Source organism: Acinetobacter sp. 766875, from assembly GCF_000582055.1.
GTDB lineage: Bacteria > Pseudomonadota > Gammaproteobacteria > Pseudomonadales > Moraxellaceae > Acinetobacter > Acinetobacter nosocomialis.
The window spans coordinates 136,463-157,329 of the sequence record NZ_JEXX01000003.1 but is presented as its reverse complement, the minus strand read 5'-3'; the positions used below and the strand labels follow the sequence as shown (position 1 = coordinate 157,329).

Here is a 20,867-nt window from a genome sequence, read left to right as displayed (position 1 = left end):
ACACAATTAAACAACCGAAATATAATTACTCTAAAATTATATTTCGGTTTCTAATTTATTAGAATTCTATATTTAAAAAAATTAATTTAATTATTAATTAATACTCCAAGTAGTTATGGCTAGATTATGATTTAGTACATTTGATTTATTAGGAAGTTTTTGCAAAACTGGATATACTAGTACGCTCCATCCCTCGAAGAATATCTTACAAAAATGATCACTATCTAATGACATCGGATCAGTTATTACAATTTGAAAAGTTCTCTCTGAGAAGCATCGTGTACACCAAGTAGAAATAGTAAACCACCCCCAGCCAGTATGAGTATTATTCTTAAAAGACAACAGATTCCAAATTTTATCAATTAGTTTATTAAAATTTATTTCATCAATATTACTATCTAACTTTACTCTAAAATAATATTCACCATCAATTAGGTCATACTGAAAAAACAACTTATTCTTAAATTTAATTAAAAAATTCAATAATTTACTCAACTTATTCAACCTAATATTCATTTCAGAAATACTAAGAAAAACAGCATTACTACTTTGTTTTAATTTATTTCTTTTAAATTTAGATTTTTTATTTAAAAATTCTTTACTTTTTAACTTTATATCTTTTTTAAGTTCAAAATCAGTACAAGATGAAAAATAGCTTATAATTTTATCAAGAACTTGAATATCAAAAAACTCTGTTTTACCATCACCTTCTGGCAAAGATATACTATACTTTGAATATAATAAATGAAGACTTTTTTCATATTTATAAACTTCACGTGATGGCATATTTACATAATAGGAATTAGTTAAATCTGCCTCTCCCCAATATTTCTTTAAATTATTATACCTATCTTCAATATCATCAGCCTTCCCTATCTTTAAAGCTGACATCTTTGGAAAATGAATAAAATATAAATTTGATGTTTCCATATAAAGCAATTTGTAAAAAATAAAATGGTCTCATATTTTATAAAAAAATAAAATTTGTAAAACACTTTAAAGCGTCATAATTTGACGCTCATCGAAAATTAGAAATTAGTTAACTTTTAAATAAATCTAAATAAATTTAGTAATAAAATTCAGCATACTACTCTTAACTTAATAAGATTTTTATCTTGTGATTCCTAACTTGTTCCAAATCTCTGGTGTTAAAAACATCGTCACCAATTTGTTTAGGTCGATATAGCGCAATGTGCTCTGCAACTGCTGTTTAACTGATGGGTCTTTAACAATATCTCACCAGCACGTTTACTTAGCTGTTGAAAAGCCTCTCCAACCGCTTTAATCCCTTCACTTTATTCAAAATTGATTGGTTGATTTCTTTAGCTAAGTCAACAAAAAAGCCTCGATTTATCGAGGCTTTTTTATATCCCTTATGAAGCACCCTTCGACTAAAGAATGTGCTTTTTGCTAAAAATCATACTTTCATTGTGCTAATTTAAATTAAAAATTGAAATCACTTATATTTTAAAAAGAGAGATAAATCATGTCTAAAAAGATTTTAATGTTAGTTGGTGACTATGCTGAAGACTATGAAACTATGGTTCCTTTCCAGTTCTTAACTGGTTTAGGTTATACCGTACATGCTGTTTGTCCGAATAAAAAGAACGGTGACCATATTGCAACCGCTATTCATGATTTTGAAGACGAGCAAACTTATAGTGAAAAACGTGGCCACAACTTCGCGATTAACTATGATTTCGATGCCGTTAATACTAAAGACTATGTAGGTCTAGTTATTCCGGGTGGTCGAGCACCAGAGTACTTACGTATGAATGAACGTGTTGTCGAAATTGTACGTGAATTTGATAGAGTGAAAAAACCAATTGCAGCCGTATGCCACGGTGCTCAGTTACTCGCTGCGGCAGACATTTTAAAAGACCGTCTCTGCTCGGCTTATCCAGCATGTGCAGCCGAAGTAAAATTAGCAGGTGGGCAATATGCAGACATTGCTGTAACTGATGCCGTTACCGATGGGCATTTGGTGACTGCTCCAGCTTGGCCTGCACATCCAGCTTGGTTAGCACAATTTGTGAAAGTTTTAGGCGCTAAGATTAGTATCTAATAAGATTCTTCATCTCAAATACAATAAAGCCTGCACTTAGATAGCAGGCTTTATTATTAAAATAGAAAACTAGATTTTTTATCTTGTAATTCCTAATTTATTCCAAATTTCTGGTGTTAAAAACGTTGTCACCAATTTATTTAGGTCGATATAGCGTAATGTGCCCTGCAACTGCTGTTTAACGGCTGGGTCTTTAACAATATCTTCACCAGCACTTTGACCTAACTGCTGGAAAGCTTCTCCAACTGCCTTCACACCTTCTGCTTTAATCACGGCCTTTGTTTGAGCAGAACATTGCTCTACAATTATCCGCTGTAAAACTTGAGCCAGTTTTTGGTCTAACTGATCTTTTTGCTCAGGCGTTACATTACTAAATGCTTTTAAATCTGGATGAGCCGCTAAAGCGGTAAATGTCCATTGAAGCACCGTGGTTTTATCTGAAGCTGTCGTTGCTTTAACTAAACAATCACTGAGCTGATCGACCGTTGGACCAGCCATTGCAATTTGTGTTGTGCCTAGTACAGCCGCCGCCACACATATTGAACGGCTCAGGTGTGAAAACTTACGGCGAGCAATAGCGTAAAGATGACGTGACATAGGTCTAGCTCCAATAAATAATCTGTTCTTTTTATCACAGAGTCACTAACGTTACCTGTTATGACTCTGTAACCACAAAATACTTATTTCACCACAGACTCTATTCGATCAAGCTCCCACACTCCACCTGCTGCCAAGCCTTTACACATGCCTGTCCACATATCTTTCGTGTGTACAAAACTCTTACCATCCCATACCCACTCTTCACTTGCCCAGCAATCTCCAATGCCTCTTCCCTTTTGAGCACTACTAATCAAACCGCTATCAAAATCTGAAGCTGTCTCAGTCACAAAAGTCGCTTTACCGTTTAAAGACTCATCTAGTACCCAAGCACCATACCCTTCGTTATAAGCACCTCTCCAACACAAGGTAGTCGCCAAAACTTTCTTATTGGTTAATTTATATAGTTCAATTTCTTGTGGTTCAGCTCCATCACTATTCCCACCATAAACGCCTTCACAAAAGCCGTCTTCTTTCGGATTCGGCTTAGCTGCCATCAAACTACGGTATATTGCTTGGTACTGTTTACTTTTTGGCTGTAAAGTTAAGTAAGGTTTGGTTGAAGTACGAATACGCTTCACAACTAGTTTTGGCTCAGGCATAAGCACTTGATTTTCATTGGTACTGCCCTTTTTGACTAAAGCCCCAACCGTTCCGATACGCTTCTGAAAATCATCCATCTTTAATAATACGGCAGTCATTCCAGCATCGGAAATTTTCCATTTATGCTGCGCATTTTTAAATACTATTTCAGTCTTCTGTTTGGACTGCTGTAGTAGAGCATTGACTTGCGAACCGTTTAGCTTACCCATAATTGGCAACTCAGTGCCATCTACAGACACAAGCCCTAAATCTTTGCCATTGATATAAAAATGGATATTTTTAAGCTGCTTTGCAGGTATGCTTTGTTCATAGTCAGACAAAGCAAACTCAACTTGCACAGGTTGTTTTGGCCCTGCTTTACGCGTTACTAAAATTGAAGCTGGATTATCACCATTGTCTTCATTTTGATAGCCAGCAGCCTTACAAGTACCTGTATTACTACAATAGATTTCCCACTCTTGATGAGAAAATGAAATGCCTTTAATGTCTTGAGCAAAACTATAAGAACTTATTGCCGCTAAGCAGCAAATTGAAAGTATATTTTTCATTTTCCATATCTCTATAAGTCTGTTTTTATTATGAAGTTAAAAATAGTATTCAATTTTGAATTACCTTATAGTTTAAAAGAATATGTTAGATTTATATAAGATTTTAAATTGATTACTTTCTAAAAATGAAAAAATTAAATTCTTTTTTATGGGCATCATTAGTCAGCCTAAATTCAACTGTTTATGCAGAAGTAAAAAACTTTACTCCTCATTTCCCCCAATTTTATAGCTCTGCTGCAACCCGCAAAGCAGATAATCAACTCTATAAGCTTGGAGAAGCAAATTTTTTAAACGGCGTTGCAGTCCCTTTTTATGGTGTAACGGCACAGAACCCAATAGAAGATGGTTTACTTAAAAATTTTGAAAAATGCACGCTTAAAAGCTGCAGCTTTAATTTTAAACTTGATGCTCAACATGCCAAGCAACTCAAGCTTCTTGCATTACCTGAAACAGGTTTAGTACTTGTTCCAAGAAATTGGCAAGATGTACAAGCAAATGCAGGTGCAAATGGAACTGGTTTTGCTTTAGTAATGAGTCCAGATCAAAAACAAGCGATAGAGCTTTATGACTCTTCTTTTTGCGTTGGGTGTGGATTACCAAATGCAACGCTTTATTTTCCTGAACTGTTAAAAGAAAGTGTTGAAAATGAGTTTGGCGGATTCAAAGACCCTAAAAAACTCATTAATATTGTTTATCCCTCTAAAAAAGTCGCTTTTTTTAGTTATCAAATTCCACAAGTGAACAATAAAACGCATGGTATTGCCAAATATGATGATGAGGACACTTTTAACTATAAAGAGATTCAAGTCACCTTAGATAAATCTCAGCAGTCTCTAGTGGGCCCTATCCTTAATTTTTATAATGCAACACACTAATTCAATCCTTATAAAAAAACCCGCTTTCGCGGGTTTACTTTTATTTATGCAATATAGACTCAAAAGCTTTTAAACGCTTATAAATCGAAAGTAACTCAATAATAGTTTTCCATGAACTAATTAAATATTGGAATGATTCACGAACCTTATCAAATACACCACCAATTTGGTTAATTAAGCCTAACGTCATCTTCCCACTCGCAATTGCAGGGAATAAGACAACTAGACTACATAAAATGTCTAATTGCTTATACCAAGTTGCTACCAAGTTAAAGTAAGCATAATGAAAATAAAGACGGAAATAGTTTGTACGGACTCGACTAAAAAGCTCTTTTAAAGTAGCCGGTTTTGCACGTTCAATATGATCTTCACCATAAACTAGTTCTTTACGATAAGCTGCTTCTACTTTTTGATTGTTAAATTGTAGACCTGGTAATTTAATACCAACCACCATGAGTAGAACTGTACCAAAAGCAGCCCATACAATTGCAGCCCATACCAAAGAGTGGTTTAACTCACCAACAATTGGTAAAACGGGAACGTGTTTAGAAAGTTGAAATAAAATAGGTAAAAACGCGATTAAAATCATCACAGCTTTTACCAGTTCAACACCTAGGTCCTCCATAATAGTCGCAAAACGCATGGTGTCTTCTTGTACACGCTGCGAAGCACCTTCAATATGGCGAAGCTTTTCCCAATGTTCCGTATAGTATTCATTCATTGCCGTACGCCAACGGAATACATAATGACTGGTGAAAAAAGCATTAATTACGGCCAAGGTCACAGCAACCATTGCAATATAAAGAAAAACTAGAGTTTCGCTGTATAGTGCTGAGAGGTCTCCACCTCCATCAGAAAGCATTTTTTGAATTAAGTCCCAAAATGGTACATACCATGCATTAATGGCAACACTGACCTGAACACCAAACCAGATATTAAATAAAATAAATGCCGATCCCCAGATAGACCAACGCTGCCACGGATTATTAGAAACAATTTTCCAAAAACCGGCAAACAATGCTGTGGAAACTAAAAACCAGACATAAAACCATAAGAAAGTTGGAGACCAAAAACGGCTAACGCCAACAGGTAATTGAGCCTGATGATAGCCTTGAGCAAAGCCGATAAAAGTTCCCCATGTGTTTCCACCTGTGTACCAGAGCACCATATTTAGTGCGATCCAAATAACCGCCGATATAAAAAAATACCGTGGTGACGGAAAAAAAGATTTGAACATTGAGCGTTGTTATCCCTATATTTCTTCAAATTTGCAATGAGGAGAATACTAAAACCTAAACCTTAAAATTGTGAAGGGCAAAGTTTAGAGAATTGTCAGTTTTTCCCGTTTCATTGAAGGATTTGATCGTTTTTTTGTAAATTCATCCTTTTTGCAATTTAATCCTTTTAAATTGCTTTGCATATGACTCCCTTAAGAGCCATATACAGCTTTTATATCATAGCAATATGGGTGTTTAAATCTCTTCTTTACGAACAATATAGCCTTCAAGCTGCATAGCCTGAATTAAAGGTTCCAGATCTGGAGAACTTTTTAACTCAACATCGACACTTACCGCACTTTCTTTAGCACGGCTTGTAGCGGCAAAGCGTTCATGGCGCAGTTCATAAATATTACCTCCCTGCTCAGCAATAATTGCTGTTAAACGCGCTAAAGCCCCCGGATTATCTGGTAATTCAACACGAATACGAACCATACGCCCCGTACGCGTTAAGTGACGCTGTAATACAGAAACCATTACACGTGTATCAATATTGCCCCCAGATAACACCACGCCGACTTTATGACCTAAAAATAGATCTGGTCGAGACATAATCGCAGCGATACCTGTCGCCCCTGCTCCCTCGCACACTGTTTTTTCAATGTTAAGCAACAGCGCAATCGCTTCTTCAATCATGTCTTCAGTGACTACCACAATATCATCAACATATTCTTTAGCCACTTGGGTCGTAAGCTCACCCGGAGTTTTAACCGCAATACCTTCAGCTACGGTTGAACCTAATGAAACCGCAATTTGATAGTTACAAAGCAATTTCGCCATGCTTGGGTAAACAACCGACTGAACCCCGATTATCTTAATTTTAGGATTTATCGATTTTGCCGCAATCGCAATACCTGAAATGAGACCACCACCGCCAATAGGGACCACCAATATGTCCAAGTCAGGTACGGCACCTAGCATTTCAAGTGCAATGGTGCCTTGACCAGCAATAATTTCAGCATCGTCAAAAGGATGAATAATAGTTAATGATTCTTCTTGGGCAACACGGTGCATTTCAGCAGCAGCTTCTGAAAAGTCTTGTCCATGCAAAATAACCCGTGCACCGTATTCACGTACACGTTGTACCTTTACATTCGGTGTTGATTTAGGCATGACAATGGTTGCAGTTACACCCGTACGCTGAGCATGATAAGCAACGCCTTGTGCATGGTTACCGGCTGAAGCAGCGATTACACCATGTTGCTTTTCTTGCTCAGATAAACTTAAAAGCTTATTTAATGCGCCCCGTTCTTTAAAAGAAGCCGTAAATTGTAGATTTTCAAATTTCAGCCACATTTCTGCCCCTAAAGTTTTAGAAATGGTTTCTGAAAAAACAAAAGGCGTTTTAACCACTAAACCATCTAAACGCTCTGCAGCGGCATGTATATCTTCTAATGTTGGAAACTCATGTTTTACCTGTTGCTGAATCATCTAATTAATCGGCCTCAATATGTTACAAATCAATTATTTTTTTGAAAATAGCATGAATTTCTCATATCTGTCATGAGTAGTTTTCAGCATAACTCCACTATACAAAAATTTTTGTCAGTACATACAAATCTTTTATTTTTCAACAAAAAAGCCCTTCTCGGGCTTTTATTTAATTTTCATATACTTGCTTTTAATTTATTTTGACTGAGCGCTTAATCCATCGGTAGAGAGATTCTGTTCAGCTATTTTTTCATCAATCGCAAACTGAATATCGGACAGTTTTGCATTTGCTGCCTCAACACCAGCTCGCATAGTAGCTTCACGGCCTTTCACATCAAAAATATGCGCTTTTTCTCTTAAATCCGGTTGAATCACGACATCTGCATATTGAAGCTCTTCAGCAGCTAAACGTCCTTGCATAATATTAATATTCTGGTTAAACAGCCCCCATACATTCGAAGTTTCCGTATAGATCGGTTGAGCCAGAATATCTACAGCAATAATGACATCTGCACCTAAGTCTCGTGCTACTTCAACAGGAACCGGACTCACTAAACCGCCATCTACATATTCAGATTTACCAATTTTAGTGGGGACAAACATACTTGGTATTGAGGCTGAGGCTCTTACAGCTTGCCCAGTATTGCCGTAGTTAAATACTGTTTTGGTACCATGCTTAAGCTCTGTTGCGACCACATACATTGGAATTTTCATTTTTTCGAGTGGTAAATTATTTACTTGCTGATTTACATAGTCTTCAACTTTTTTGCCGTCAAAAAAGCCTTTTAAACCAATACTGATATCACGAACGTCACCCGCTTTCATTTTTAATGCGGTATCACGCAGTTCATCAGGTGTTTTTCCACTGGCATAAATTGCCCCAACAATACTACCTGCACTAGTTCCTACAATAAAATCAGGGCGAATACCATGTTGCTCTAAAACTTCAATAACACCAATATGTGCATAACCTCGAGCACCTCCACTACCTAACACCAATGCGACAACTGGTTTTTTATGCTGCTTCTTAAGCTGTGCAAAAGGCTGGTCGACAAAACGTGAATATGCCTCTGCCGTTTGTGGTTTTAAGGCAGATAAGTGTGAGGTGGTCTGGCACCCAGCCAACACCATAGAAAGTCCGAGAACCCACAATTTAAGCTGTTTCATGGCCCATCTTTGCACTATGACATTAATTTCCGAATTGCAATTTTAGTTGCTCGTTTTGTGAAAAGCTGTAGTGAATTTATTTAATTTGTCATGTTTAAATTTTATACTCAAGTGTTTTTATGCTCCATAAAAAAAGCCCCTTATTTCTAAGAGGCTTTTTTGAAAATTACCAAATATCTGAATCGACTTTTTTCTTCAACTCTGGATATTTATTAATTTTAAATTCTGGTTCTTTAATACCTTGTTTTAATTGCTCACGGTAGTCTTTCAATAAAGTACGAGCTACAGGTGTTAATAGTAAAATTGCGACTAAGTTAATAGTAGCCATGATACCCATAAACAAGTCAGCCATTGACCAAACTAATGGAACACTACCAATTGCACCGAAATACACCATCACCAATACAAAAATACGGAAGATGAACATAATTTTCGGGTTGTTATTAATGAACTGCACATTACTTTCTGCATAAGCATAGTTCCCTAATACAGCAGAATAACAGAACAAGAATAATAGAACTGCCAGGAAGTCAGAACCCCAGTGTCCAACTTGAGTTTCTAATGCGCGTTGAGTTAATTCAACACCAACAAAGCCTGCATCATGATAAACACCAGAAACCAAAATGATAATTGCTGTACTTGTACATACAATGAAGGTATCTACGAATACACCAAGCATTTGCACTAAGCCTTGGTTTACAGGATGTTTTACATCAGAAGCAGCGGCAGCATTCGGAGCAGAACCCATACCAGCTTCGTTTGAGAACAAACCACGCTTAATACCCTGCATCATTGCCATTGATATGGCAGCACCGAAGAAACCCCCTGCCGCAGCATTGAAATGGAAAGCTTCAGTTACAATGAGTTTTAACACGTCAGGTAAAATTGCATAGTTGCTTAATGCAATATACAACGCAACAGATAGGTAAAGACCCGCTTTTAAAGGTACAAACATTTCTGCAAATTTAGCGATACGTTTAATACCACCAAAAATTGCCAATGCAACCATCACAACAAGAGCAAGACCAACCCATGAAATTTCTAAATCAACACCACCTAAATGAGCAATAAGATTGGCTTTGTCCCAACCCCATGCATGTGAAGATGCATTTGCAATCGCATTGATTTGAACTGAGTTAAATACGAAACCATAGGTAAAGATTAATGCCAGTGCGAAAACTACACCAAAGGTTTTACTACGTAAACCTTGAGTAATATAGTAAGCCGGTCCACCACGGAACTGTTTGCTCTTGTTGTCTCTCACCTTAAATAGCTGAGCAAGTGTAGACTCAATAAAAGCCGAGCTCATACCAAGAACAGCGGTTACCCACATCCAGAACACTGCACCAGGACCACCAATTGCGATAGCGATTGCTACACCAGCAATGTTACCTACCCCAACACGGCTCGCAAGGCCTGTTACGAACGCCTGAAAAGGAGTAAGACCATGCTCGTCTTCGCCTTCAGTACGACTGCTTTTCATAACACGAATACTTTGCAAGAACATGCGAATTTGCACTGCTCCTGTTAAGACCGTATAAAAAATACCGACAGCCAGCAAGAAAATAACCAGAAAATCCCATAAAGGGTCATTAAAAAATTTTACCCACGACATCAGTGTGGCATTGAGTTGTTCATTCATACTCGGTCCGCTTACGTTCTTGCTAAAGTGCTATTAGCACAAGCCAAAATCTGCAATAAACAAAAAAGCCCCTAGCAATAGGGACTTTTTCAGTACATTTAAGAAAAAACTTTTAATGTCAATTGAATAGCAATTATCGTCACAAGTTTAAGCAACATGATGCCCAGCACTAAGCCTTTGAAGGTCGCATGAGAGAAAGCATCCTTCAAATAAAATGAATTCATCGCATTACTGAACATATTCCCATTTGGGTGAACAGTATGCATCGACTCGGCTACAAACTTGGAAACTAACAAATGACCACCGCTAAATCAGCTCGCTTAATGATTCCCATCAATTAATCGAGTTATAAAAACTGGATTTAAGCCAATAAGCATATTTACATATACTTTTGGGCGAATGTCTAAACTGGATTTAAATTTCAAAGACTGTAACAAGCCATCGCTATGACGCGACTATCTGCGCCCCTTTCTTTGTTATTCAAGAAGAGTGCGTTGAGATGTGTACCAAGCTGTTGTATTTTTTGTGGCTTAGTCGTTGCGTGAGTTAAGTTCATTTTCATGGTCGCAATGGTAATCGCCAATCCTTGTTTCATGAACTGCTTGTTGATGAGCGGTAAACTCATGTAAAGCTCCTTATACCTCGTGTATTTCTCCATTCCTGCACAAAATCCTTTTTGTAAAAGTATCTTGTTATGCAGCCACTACTTTTTCCTAACGTGAGTATGGAGAAATCATACCTGCGTAAAAAAGTCGGTATTATGCAGAAATTTAAAATTTTGTGTATGTTTTTCATTAAAAGATTATGCTCTTTAAGGTTATTTTTCATACAAAATCATCTGTTTTGTACTGTTTTTAAACATATTCTACCTTTTTTCTAATTGAATATTTTTTACTCATAATTTATTTTCATTTTAATTTAATGACCAAACAAGTCACAATATTTTGTCTATTTAAATCTAAAATGACACTTTCAAACTATCATTGATTAGACATTTTTCTAAACGAATCGAGTCATCATACATATAAGGAAATCACTTTTCTAATATTTTTTGTTTATAAATGCATCAATTTTGGCGCACAAAATTAGACTTTTATAAACATTAAACATTAAGAATAAGATCAGGAGTCCTCATGAATCTGGAACAAATCCGCCTTGTTGACGAGGCCATTACCTCTCGACACTCTGTCCGTGCTTTTTTAAACACACCCATTGAGTCCAAAATCATTAAGGATATCTTAAAAGTTGCGAGCCGAGCACCTTCAGGAACCAATACTCAACCGTGGAAAGTCTATGTCGTGACAGGACAAAAACGTGATGAAATGGTAGAGCGTGTTTGTACAGCACAGATTGAGATTTCTAAAAATCCAGAACTTGCAGAACAATATAAAGAAACTTTTGCCTATTATCCTGAAAAATGGATTTCACCTTTTATTGACCGTCGCCGAGAAAATGGCTGGGGTCTTTATGGTCTCTTAGAAATTAAAAAGGGCGAAAAAGAAAAAATGGCTGCACAGCAGTTACGTAACTTCAAACTGTTTGATGCACCAGTCGGAATTTTCTTTACAGTCAATAAGGCAATGGGAATTGGTTCAAAAATGGATATCGCCATGATGATTCAAAATGTCATGGTCGCTGCTAAAGCACGTGGTTTAGATACATGTCCACAGGCGGCTTGGAATCATTTCCACCCGATAGTTCTAGATATTTTGGGCGCAGCAGATGATGAAGAGCTAGTATGTGCAGTTGCATTAGGTCATGCCGATCCTGCACACATTGTAAATACATTTATTACACCTAGAGAACCTGTAGAGAACTTCGCAGTTTTTCTTGATTAAAGATGCAAGCAAACCACTCTCTTAAAATCAAGAGAGTGCTTGGTTTTTTGCTTGTCGCGTCGCTTTTAAAACAACGATGAAACCACTTAAAGTAAATAGCACCATCATCACTCCCATATTGAGTGATGCGGACCAAATAAGGAAGTTAAGCAGCACTCCCCCCAATAAACCACAAGCAAATTGCATGCTTCCCATGATTGCACTGGCTGTTCCTGCTCGTGCGCCTTGCTTTGACATGGCAAGGGCCATGGCATTTGGTCCTGTTAAACCAATCCCTGAAATCGCTAAAAATAACCCGATCATTACAAGCCATAATGGTGCCGCAGGAATTAAACCAGCAATTAATACAATGCTTGCCCCTGTCACTTGTACCATTGAACCAGCTCTTAAACGTTTAGTGATTTCAACACGTGTTGTTAAGTGCTTGTTTAAAGATGACATCAACATAATGCCAAAAGCATTCAGTCCAAATACGTAAGCAAACTCTTGCTGATTTAGGCCATACTGGTCCATAAAAACGGCTGGAGCTGAACTGATATAACAAAATAATGCTGCACCTGTTAAGCATCCTGCAAACATAGGTAACCGGAAGCTCTCATCTTTGAAAATAGCACCATATAAGGTAGCCACTTGATATAAAGATAACTTGAGCCTTTTATCGATTGCCAAAGTTTCTTTAAAAAAGAAATGTACGCATAACCAGCAGATTGCTCCAACAATTGAAAGTGCAATGAAAATCGCTTGCCACGGAAACCAGATTAAAATCCAAGCTCCAATCATTGGTGCCAAAATAGGTGCTAAACCCATCACGATCATCATGCTAGAAAAAGCTTGTGCCGAACCTTGAACATCTAACCGATCACGTATAGCAGCACGAGCCATAACTACACCCACACACCCACCTAAAGCTTGTAAAATACGCGCTGCTATCAGGCTCCATTCATTTGTAGCGAGCACGCAAAACAAACTAGCCACTGCATAAAGCGCAAGCCCAAAATAAAGTGGTTTCTTTCTTCCAATGCGGTCGCTTAAAGGTCCATATACCAATTGACCAATGGCTAAACCAAAAAAATAAGCAGGTAATGTGTTTGCTACCATTTGCGTACTCACCCCAAAATCATGGGCCATTTGAGGCAACGCTGGTAAGTACATATCAATGGATAATGGCCCTAAAGCCGTGAGTAAAGCGAGCAACATAATCCAGCCAATTGAATATTGACGCTGGGCTGTTTGTTCAGACATAACGATATTTCATTTTTCAATCATTTGCATACAGACAAGCTTACACTGTCTATCGTATGATTTGTGCAACATTGGTGTAGAAATACGCAAATCCTTTATCACTCAGGTTGATCAGCAAGGACTTCATTTGAAATCTTGGTTTAAACGCCTAAAAAGAGCGACTTATAACACATCATTTATGTATAACGTGCGGATGCTGATAGCCTTTTCAGGAACTGCGTTCGTGCCTTATTTTCTAGGCCATCAATTAGCAACAATTCCCCTTACTTTAGGTGTGGTCGCAGCTGGTTTAAGCGATATTGATGATCGCTTTTCAGTGCGTATCATGAATTTGATTTATACCTATATTGGTTTCTTCATTACCGCAGCTTCCGTACAATTACTTTTCCCTTATCCAATGCTTTTTGCATTAGGACTGATCGCCTCTTGCATTGGCTGGATTTTACTTGGCTCATTAGGCCGCCGTTACGCAACAATCTCTTATGGATGTCTAGTTGTGTCGGTTTATACCATGCTCGGAGTCCATTTATTTGACCAGTGGTATATACAGCCAGCGCTTTTGGTCGCGGGTGCAGCATGGTACGGGCTTATTGCAACCATTAGCTTTTTATTATTTCCGGTTCGTCAGCTTCAAGACAAACTTGCGGCCTCTTATGCTTCACTAGGCGACTTTCTATTTGCTAAATCCAACCTGTTTGATGTTGATATGACTCCTGCGAGCTATCAGCAAAGCATGATTGATCTTTCATTAGAAAATGGCAAATTAATAACAATTTTTAATGATCTTAAAACCGCCCTTTTAACCCGTTTAAAAGGTGACCGTGGACAAAAAGGTACTCGTCGTAGTTTACATTATTACTTTGTCGCACAAGATATTCATGAACGTGCCGACTCTGCCCATATCGACTATCAAAAGTTAGCGAAGATTTTTCAGCACAGTGATATTTTATTTAGATTTCAGCGTATTTTGGCGATTCAGGGTAAAGCTTGCCAAGAGCTAAATGAATGTATTTTACAGCGCAAACCATATATCCATAACAAACGCTTTAAGCAGAGTTTCGAGAACTTGCGCTTATCTTTAGTAAAGTTAAGAAATGATCAACAGTATGACTTATTGTGGGTAAATGCTCTTTTCGCCTTATACCGAAATTTGAAGTCTATCGACTCACAATTACTCAACTTAGAAACAGAGCAGCATATTCAGTCTGATAAAGTGAAACAGGCTGAAAACCAACTCAAAGATGATGATTTAAAAGGTTGGAATGATATTGTTGTTCGAATTAAACAAAATCTAACACCTGAATCTGTGCTGTTTCGTCATGCCATTCGAGTATCGATTGTTCTGTTTATTGGATATGTATTTATTCAAACTACTCGAATCGAATATGGCTACTGGATTATGTTGACTGCACTATTTGTTAGCCAACCTAACTTTAACGCGACCAAGCGCCGCTTACGTTTGCGTATAGTTGGTACACTGGTCGGTATTATTGTCGGTCTTAGTGTGGTGTTTCTAGTCCCTTCTGTGGAAGGGCAATTAGTTATGCTGATCTTAAGCGGCGTACTATTTTTCGAGTTACGCAGCAAGCAATATGCCCAAGCAACCGCTTTCATCACAATTTTGGCATTAATTAACTTTAACTTAGATGGCTCGGCAGTCGCTGCGGCTATTCCTAGATTTGTAGATACCCTAATTGGATGTGCTTTAGCGTGGTTTGGTGTCACCTTTATTTGGCCTGACTGGAAATTCCGTCGCCTACCGCGCAGCATTCGACGCTCTTTACAAGCACAATGTAATTATTTAGCGGAAGTGGTAAAGCAATACCATGAAGGTCATAACCATGCGCTCAATTATCGTATTGTTCGCCGCGCTGCTCATAATACCGATGCTGAAGTCGCCTCGCTTATTTCAACTTTAGCGACAGAGCCTGACTTTGACCCTACTCGCAAGTCAGATATATTTGAATTTTTATGCCTTAATCATACATTTTTAAGTTATATCGCAGCACTCGGAGCGCATAGAGAAAAGATTCAGGATCAAGCAGTTCTTAACGTTTTAGATCAAGCATTAGACGATATACAAGGTGCGCTGTTAAGAGATGAAATGCCTGATTTGACAGCACAAAATATGCTTAAGACGATACGTCAGCGTTTAAGCCAAAATGATGAAGATGATCAGAAATCACTCATTATTTTACAGCAGTTATCACTGATGCTAAGTGTTTTGAATCGATTTAGTATGTTGAAACAACGCCTAAGTCATGATCTAGATAATGATGCCAGCGAACTTGCATCATTATAAATTTGAGTCGGAATTTAGTATGAAATTGGCATAATATCCTTTCCTGAGTTATGCCAATTAATGCTAAACTTAAAACAGTTTACAATTTGTTATTTGCACTATGACCGCGAAAACTTTATATGCTTATACGCTTCAGCCAGTTCCTTACGAGGTTACAGAAGCTGAACAACGTAATGCACAACTTCTTATCTGGCGCAGCACCAATAAAATCAGCACAAAAATCTGGGCAATTATGGGCGTAATTTTAGCCCTTGCGATTTTAGGTCTTATTTTTATTAAGAACTATTCTACAGTGATTTGCTGGGTAGCCATTGTTGGTGTAGTACTTTATTACCTTGGCCGCACATATGGTTTGGAATGGTACGTTAAGCGTAAGATGAATGAGTTTCCTGTACAGGAAATCAAAGGTATTCGCTTAGGTGTACAACCTCACGGTATCGTAATGCGCCAGCAAATGGGATTACAAGAAGGCGTTGGGACCATTGGATGGAAAAACATCTATGAATGGTACAACACCCCTGACTTTATTTTAGTTAACTTTAAAGTAAAAGATCCTAAAGGCCAAGAACAGCAAGGTGCGTATATCTTGCCTAAACGCATGGACTCTAAAAACTTTTCTTTCAATACAATTCGTAAGCATTTGAAAGAAACTGTAGGTGAACCGAAAACTTTATAATTTCACCCCATTAAAAAGCCTCCGTTATAGGAGGTTTTTTATTAAGCTAAAAATAAATGATAATGAAAATTAATATTATCTCCAAAATCCATATTATCTACGCAATCTTCGGCTATACTTCGTTACAAGATCTCCATCATATTTACATTTTCGACCATGTTTAAAAAGTTTTTATTTCAAATTCATTGGTTTCTGGGTATTAGTGCTGGCCTCATCTTATCTATTATGGGTGTTACAGGCGCAATTTATTCTTATGATCAACAAATTTTAAAATGGGTAAATACAGATAGTTATGTTGTTCAAGCAGAAAGCACTCCTAAGCTTACCCCTGCTCAACTTTACCAACATTTCGCAACAACCCAGCCAGAAATTAAAATTAATAGTATTACGATTGCCAAAGACCCTACCGCCTCCTCTGTTGTCAATATTGAAAAAGAAGGCGAACGACGTGGCTACAATATGATGGTCAACCCTTACACAGCACAGGTATTGCCTGATGTTAAAGGTCGCGAGTTACTTTTATTAATACAACAAATTCACCGAAACTTAACTGCTGGTGAATTCGGTAAACAAATTACCGGCGCTTGTGCGCTAATGCTCATCTATTTTGTTTTGAGCGGATTATATTTACGTTGGCCAAAGAAGCACTCTGCACGTCAATGGCTTGCCGTTAAACCCAAACTTAAAGGTCGAAATTTTATTTGGGATTTACACGCTGTTGTAGGTACTTGGGTTATTGTTTTTTATCTTCTTTTTGCATGTACAGGTCTATATTGGTCATATGACTGGTGGCGTAGCGGTATGTTCAAAGTATTAGGTGTAGAACAACCTAAAATGCAAGGACATGGCGGAGCTGGACGCAATAAAGACAAATCTTCTGAAACTAAATTAGATAGCACTCAGCTGATTACTGCCCTCAACCAAACCTGGAGCGGTTTTAATAATCAAGTTGGACGTGACTATTCAACTTTAACAGTAAACTTACCGAAAAAAGACGATGGAAAAGTTGAATTAAGTTTTGTAGATGCAACGCCACAACACGAGCGTGCACGTAACCAAGCTGTCTATAACTATAAAACTGCCAATATTGAAAAGATGGAGCTTTATGAAGATAAAAAGCTTAATCAAAAAATCATGAGCAGCATGTTACCTGTACATCGTGGCAGCTTTTTTGGACCAGTCTATCAATTTGTAGCATTGCTTGCGTCTTTAGCCATGCCATTATTCTTTGTTACCGGTTGGATGCTTTATCTAAAACGCCGTAAACAGAAAAAATTGACACAGGCAGCTCGTCAGTCTTTAGCTGGTCACTACATTGATGAAAATGCGAAACCTTGGTTAATTACTTATGCCACCCAAACAGGAGTTGCAGAGCAACTTGCGTGGAGTACCGCAACCAGCTTACAAGAAGCACATCAGCCTGTTCAGGTTAAATCTATACAGCAGTTAACTGAAGCGGATTTACAGGAACATGAACAAATTCTTTTTGTGATCAGTACTTATGGTACTGGAGAGGCACCAGACTTAGCTTCTAATTTTGCAAAAAAGCTATTAAAAACAAAATTAGAGCTTCAGCATCTCAGATATGCCGTATTAGCCTTAGGTTCAAAAGAATACCCAGATACATATTGTAGTTTTGGTCACACTGTAGATGGATGGCTTAAAAACAATGGTGCAAAAGCTTACTTCGATACTATCGAGGTAGATAATGCAAATCCAACAGATATTCAAAACTGGAATCAAGCTCTTGTAAAAGCAACTAAACTAGAGCTGCATGCCGTTAATCTTGAAAAAGTGTTTGATAATTGGACATTACAACAACGTGACTTGCTCAACCCAAATAGTCTAGGGCAACCAGCTTACAATATTGAACTTACAGCAAATCATGAAGCTATATGGCAAGCTGGAGACATTGCTGAAATACAACCGGGTAATAGCCCTGAACGTATTAATGAGTTTTTACAATACCATCATATTCTTAGAAATGCAGTGGTAGACTCGCTACAAATCTCCATTGAAAAAGCGCTTTGGAATAAAAATTTAACGGGTGAGATTGAACCGTTTGCTAATCTGGACCACTTATTAGAACAACTCCCTACTCTACCAACACGAGAATATTCAATTGCTAGTATCCCTTCTCAGCAAGTGCTTCGTTTGGTTGTTCGCCAGCAAACCGATGAATCTGGCCATTTAGGATTAGGATCTGGCTGGCTGACTCAATACACAGAAATTAATCAGAGTATTGCATTACGTATTCGCACCAATGAGTCTTTTCACTTGATCGATGATAATCGTCCAATTATCTGTATTGGTAATGGAACGGGAATCGCGGGTTTAATGAGTTTACTTCATACGCGAACTCGTCATAACTATACTGAAAACTGGCTAATTTTCGGTGAACGCCAACGCGCTCATGATTTCTTCTATGCATCAACCATTGAAGCTTGGCAAACAATGGGAATGTTAAAACGACTTGATTTGGCATTCTCACGGGATCAAGAGCAACGTGTGTATGTTCAAGATATCATTCGACAAAATGCAGTTGAATTTGCCAACTGGATTGAACGTGGCGCAGTTCTTTATGTTTGCGGAAGTATTGAAGGAATGGCTAGCGGAGGAGATCAAGCACTGATTGATATTTTAGGTGAAGAACAAGTTGATGAGCTAAGACAACAAGGTCGTTATCGCCGTGATGTTTATTAAACATCAATAAATAATAAAGCCGAGTAATAGCCGAAAAGCTTTACTCGGCTTTTTATTGCGATCAGCATTGAATTTGGAATGATTTTGCATACACTGTCTGCAATTTAAATTGCAACTCTAAACACAATGCAAGTCAGTAAGTGGATTCGGATTTTCTTGGCCATCATTGGTTCGATTTTATTTTTAGACGGCTTATTTCTAGCTTTCCTAAATAAAATTCATGTAGGCACAATTGTTCCTTTAATATTAGGGGCATTTTTCTGCCTCTATGCCTTATTTTATTATCATCTGGAACGTTTTTTCTTTTATCACTATCGCCTGCATTCAGTTTGGCGTTTCGGATGGTTATGTTTCTGGATCTGGTTGATTGGCTTAGGCTATTTTTTTAGTTTTATTAAAGATAATAAAGATACAGGCCAAAATATTCCCGCGGTGAAAGCAATCATTGTTTTAGGTAGTGGTGTCGAAAATGGACAGCCTTCAGCCATTCTTGCAAAACGCCTCGATACAACAGCTCCAGTTGCCCTTTCACAACCTCACGCAAAAGTTGTTTTAACAGGTGGTTTAGACTTTTCAGAGAAAGAATCCGAAGCATTAGTTATGTCTCGTTACCTTGAACAGCACTTTCACATTGCCAAAGAAAGAATGATTCTTGAGGACAAAAGTACAAGTACAGAACTTAACCTTAAAAACAGTAAACCATTACTTGAGCAAGCTCATATTAGTATTGATCAACCTATTGCAATTGTTACAAGTGACTTTCATACCCCAAGAGCTGCAGCTATTGCAAAGAAACAAGGCTATACCCATATTTATACAGTTGCTGCCGAAACTCCTTTAGTCAGTCGCTATAACGCTTGGCTGCGTGAATACTTTGCGTACGCGAGTGGCTGGATTCTAAACGAGTATTAATCTTGGTTCAGAAAGCTGCTATTGCTTTACGGTATGGCAGCTTTCATTAAACGAGAGAGTAATCACAATTTAAAGTAATAAATCTGAACTTAAAAAATTAAGAAAGAGAAAGAGAAAGAGAAAGAGAAAGAGAAAGAGAAGCTTTGACCAACAATAGCAAAGATAAAATAGATAGGTAATATAAATAGCAGAAATACAAAAAACACTAAATAAATTAGTGTATATAATTTTTTAAACTTGAAAAATTATGGTGGGCGCTGACGGGATCGAACCGCCGACATTCTGCTTGTAAGGCAGACGCTCTACCAACTGAGCTAAGCGCCCTGATTGAAAAAGACAACAACCGAAGTCTTTATACATTACATCCTCTAGATCAGGGAATCAAGAGAATGGCGCAGCGGACGGGGCTCGAACCCGCGACCCCCGGCGTGACAGGCCGGTATTCTAACCAACTGAACTACCGCTGCACTTGCAATACTTTAAAAATAAAGTATGGTCACAAATTATGGTGGGCGCTGACGGGATCGAACCGCCGACATTCTGCTTGTAAGGCAGACGCTCTACCAACTGAGCTAAGCGCCCTGCAAAAGCGTTTTATAAAAGTGGCGCAGCGGACGGGGCTCGAACCCGCGACCCCCGGCGTGACAGGCCGGTATTCTAACCAACTGAACTACCGCTGCACTTTCACAATATCGCAATTGTGGGGTAAACGATGTTAAGTCTTAAGTGGCGCAGCGGACGGGGCTCGAACCCGCGACCCCCGGCGTGACAGGCCGGTATTCTAACCAACTGAACTACCGCTGCACTTGAGAGCTTAACGTAAAGGCTTGGTGGGCGCTGACGGGATCGAACCGCCGACATTCTGCTTGTAAGGCAGACGCTCTACCAACTGAGCTAAGCGCCCTTAACGTCTTCATCGTTTGTGAGGTGCATTATAGAGAATCTTTAACAGGTGTCAAACGCTTTTCGACAACTTTTCAAAAAAATGC

At 38.1% G+C, this 20,867-nt stretch carries 17 protein-coding genes, 6 tRNA genes and 1 pseudogene; 7 read left to right on the top strand and 17 right to left on the bottom strand.

Annotated elements, in window-relative coordinates; all coding sequences use genetic code 11:
* Nucleotides 1–93: 93 nt before the first annotated feature.
* The gene (locus J576_RS04830) at nt 94–930 is read right to left on the bottom strand and encodes a GIY-YIG nuclease family protein (RefSeq protein ID WP_002051521.1); all 837 of its coding nucleotides are present in this window, start codon (nt 928–930) and stop codon (nt 94–96) included.
* Between the two features lie 180 nt (nt 931–1,110).
* Nucleotides 1,111–1,295, bottom strand: a pseudogene (locus J576_RS19530) (hypothetical protein); the annotation flags it as partial.
* Between the two features lie 191 nt (nt 1,296–1,486).
* Here J576_RS19530 and J576_RS04825 point away from each other — a divergent pair.
* Entirely contained in the window at nt 1,487–2,065 is a 579-nt protein-coding gene (locus tag J576_RS04825) for a DJ-1/PfpI family protein (RefSeq protein ID WP_002051541.1), read from the top strand.
* Nucleotides 2,066–2,143: 78 nt separating this feature from the next.
* Here the strand turns inward: J576_RS04825 and J576_RS04820 are convergent, their stop codons facing one another.
* Both J576_RS04820 and J576_RS04815 read right to left on the bottom strand, forming a co-directional pair.
* Nucleotides 2,144–2,662 (bottom strand): hypothetical protein, encoded by a 519-nt coding sequence (locus J576_RS04820; RefSeq protein WP_002051323.1) that lies wholly within the window; start codon nt 2,660–2,662, stop codon nt 2,144–2,146.
* 83 nt (nt 2,663–2,745) lie between these two features.
* Nucleotides 2,746–3,813, bottom strand: a complete 1,068-nt coding sequence (locus J576_RS04815; protein WP_002051185.1) for a DUF1176 domain-containing protein — start codon at nt 3,811–3,813, stop codon at nt 2,746–2,748.
* A gap of 125 nt (nt 3,814–3,938) precedes the next feature.
* Here J576_RS04815 and J576_RS04810 point away from each other — a divergent pair, with 125 nt between their 5' ends.
* Nucleotides 3,939–4,688, top strand: coding sequence for a DUF4850 domain-containing protein (locus tag J576_RS04810; protein WP_002051422.1), 750 nt, complete (start codon nt 3,939–3,941; stop codon nt 4,686–4,688).
* Nucleotides 4,689–4,728: 40 nt separating this feature from the next.
* On the opposite strand, the gene sbmA is transcribed toward J576_RS04810, so the two are convergent.
* From sbmA to J576_RS04785, 6 genes are all read right to left on the bottom strand, one after another.
* Nucleotides 4,729–5,925: a peptide antibiotic transporter SbmA gene (sbmA, locus tag J576_RS04805; RefSeq protein WP_033855519.1), complete on the bottom strand. Its 1,197-nt coding sequence runs from the start codon at nt 5,923–5,925 to the stop codon at nt 4,729–4,731.
* A gap of 235 nt (nt 5,926–6,160) precedes the next feature.
* On the bottom strand, nt 6,161–7,396 hold the full coding sequence (locus J576_RS04800; protein WP_002051393.1) for a threonine ammonia-lyase: 1,236 nt from the start codon (nt 7,394–7,396) through the stop codon (nt 6,161–6,163).
* A 195-nt stretch (nt 7,397–7,591) separates the two neighbouring features.
* Nucleotides 7,592–8,563 (bottom strand): patatin-like phospholipase family protein, encoded by a 972-nt coding sequence (locus tag J576_RS04795; protein WP_002051248.1) that lies wholly within the window; start codon nt 8,561–8,563, stop codon nt 7,592–7,594.
* 166 nt (nt 8,564–8,729) lie between these two features.
* Nucleotides 8,730–10,205 carry an alanine/glycine:cation symporter family protein gene (locus tag J576_RS04790; protein WP_002051404.1) on the bottom strand — a complete coding sequence of 492 codons (1,476 nt, stop codon included), beginning with the start codon at nt 10,203–10,205 and terminating at the stop codon, nt 8,730–8,732.
* 98 nt (nt 10,206–10,303) lie between these two features.
* The gene (locus J576_RS19525) at nt 10,304–10,444 is read right to left on the bottom strand and encodes a hypothetical protein (RefSeq protein ID WP_079377098.1); all 141 of its coding nucleotides are present in this window, start codon (nt 10,442–10,444) and stop codon (nt 10,304–10,306) included.
* A 182-nt stretch (nt 10,445–10,626) separates the two neighbouring features.
* Nucleotides 10,627–10,830, bottom strand: coding sequence for a hypothetical protein (locus tag J576_RS04785; RefSeq protein ID WP_002051146.1), 204 nt, complete (start codon nt 10,828–10,830; stop codon nt 10,627–10,629).
* Between the two features lie 508 nt (nt 10,831–11,338).
* On the opposite strand from J576_RS04785, the gene J576_RS04780 reads away from it, so the two are divergent.
* Nucleotides 11,339–12,043, top strand: a complete 705-nt coding sequence (locus J576_RS04780) for a nitroreductase (RefSeq protein ID WP_002051485.1) — start codon at nt 11,339–11,341, stop codon at nt 12,041–12,043.
* Between the two features lie 27 nt (nt 12,044–12,070).
* Here J576_RS04780 and J576_RS04775 read toward each other — a convergent pair whose 3' ends face one another.
* Complete coding sequence (locus tag J576_RS04775) at nt 12,071–13,285, bottom strand: multidrug effflux MFS transporter (RefSeq protein ID WP_002051324.1); 1,215 nt, start codon at nt 13,283–13,285, stop codon at nt 12,071–12,073.
* Between the two features lie 127 nt (nt 13,286–13,412).
* Between J576_RS04775 and yccS the strand changes: the two genes are divergently transcribed.
* From yccS to J576_RS04755, 4 genes are all read left to right on the top strand, one after another.
* Entirely contained in the window at nt 13,413–15,587 is a 2,175-nt protein-coding gene (gene yccS, locus J576_RS04770; protein ID WP_025467919.1) for a YccS family putative transporter, read from the top strand.
* A 100-nt stretch (nt 15,588–15,687) separates the two neighbouring features.
* Nucleotides 15,688–16,263: an SdpI family protein gene (locus J576_RS04765; protein WP_002051565.1), complete on the top strand. Its 576-nt coding sequence runs from the start codon at nt 15,688–15,690 to the stop codon at nt 16,261–16,263.
* A 156-nt stretch (nt 16,264–16,419) separates the two neighbouring features.
* A complete protein-coding gene (locus J576_RS04760) occupies nt 16,420–18,966 on the top strand; it encodes a PepSY domain-containing protein (RefSeq protein ID WP_033855518.1) in 2,547 nt (848 codons plus the stop codon).
* Between the two features lie 126 nt (nt 18,967–19,092).
* Nucleotides 19,093–19,878 (top strand): YdcF family protein, encoded by a 786-nt coding sequence (locus J576_RS04755; protein ID WP_002051425.1) that lies wholly within the window; start codon nt 19,093–19,095, stop codon nt 19,876–19,878.
* A 248-nt stretch (nt 19,879–20,126) separates the two neighbouring features.
* Here the strand turns inward: J576_RS04755 and J576_RS04750 are convergent.
* From J576_RS04750 to J576_RS04725, 6 genes are all read right to left on the bottom strand, one after another.
* Nucleotides 20,127–20,202 (bottom strand) — tRNA-Val (locus tag J576_RS04750).
* 66 nt (nt 20,203–20,268) lie between these two features.
* Nucleotides 20,269–20,345 (bottom strand) — tRNA-Asp (locus J576_RS04745).
* A 39-nt stretch (nt 20,346–20,384) separates the two neighbouring features.
* Nucleotides 20,385–20,460 (bottom strand) — tRNA-Val (locus tag J576_RS04740).
* A gap of 21 nt (nt 20,461–20,481) precedes the next feature.
* Nucleotides 20,482–20,558, bottom strand: a tRNA-Asp gene (locus J576_RS04735).
* Between the two features lie 47 nt (nt 20,559–20,605).
* Nucleotides 20,606–20,682: transfer RNA gene (locus J576_RS04730), tRNA-Asp, on the bottom strand.
* Nucleotides 20,683–20,706: 24 nt separating this feature from the next.
* Nucleotides 20,707–20,782, bottom strand: a tRNA-Val gene (locus J576_RS04725).
* Nucleotides 20,783–20,867 lie beyond the last annotated feature (85 nt).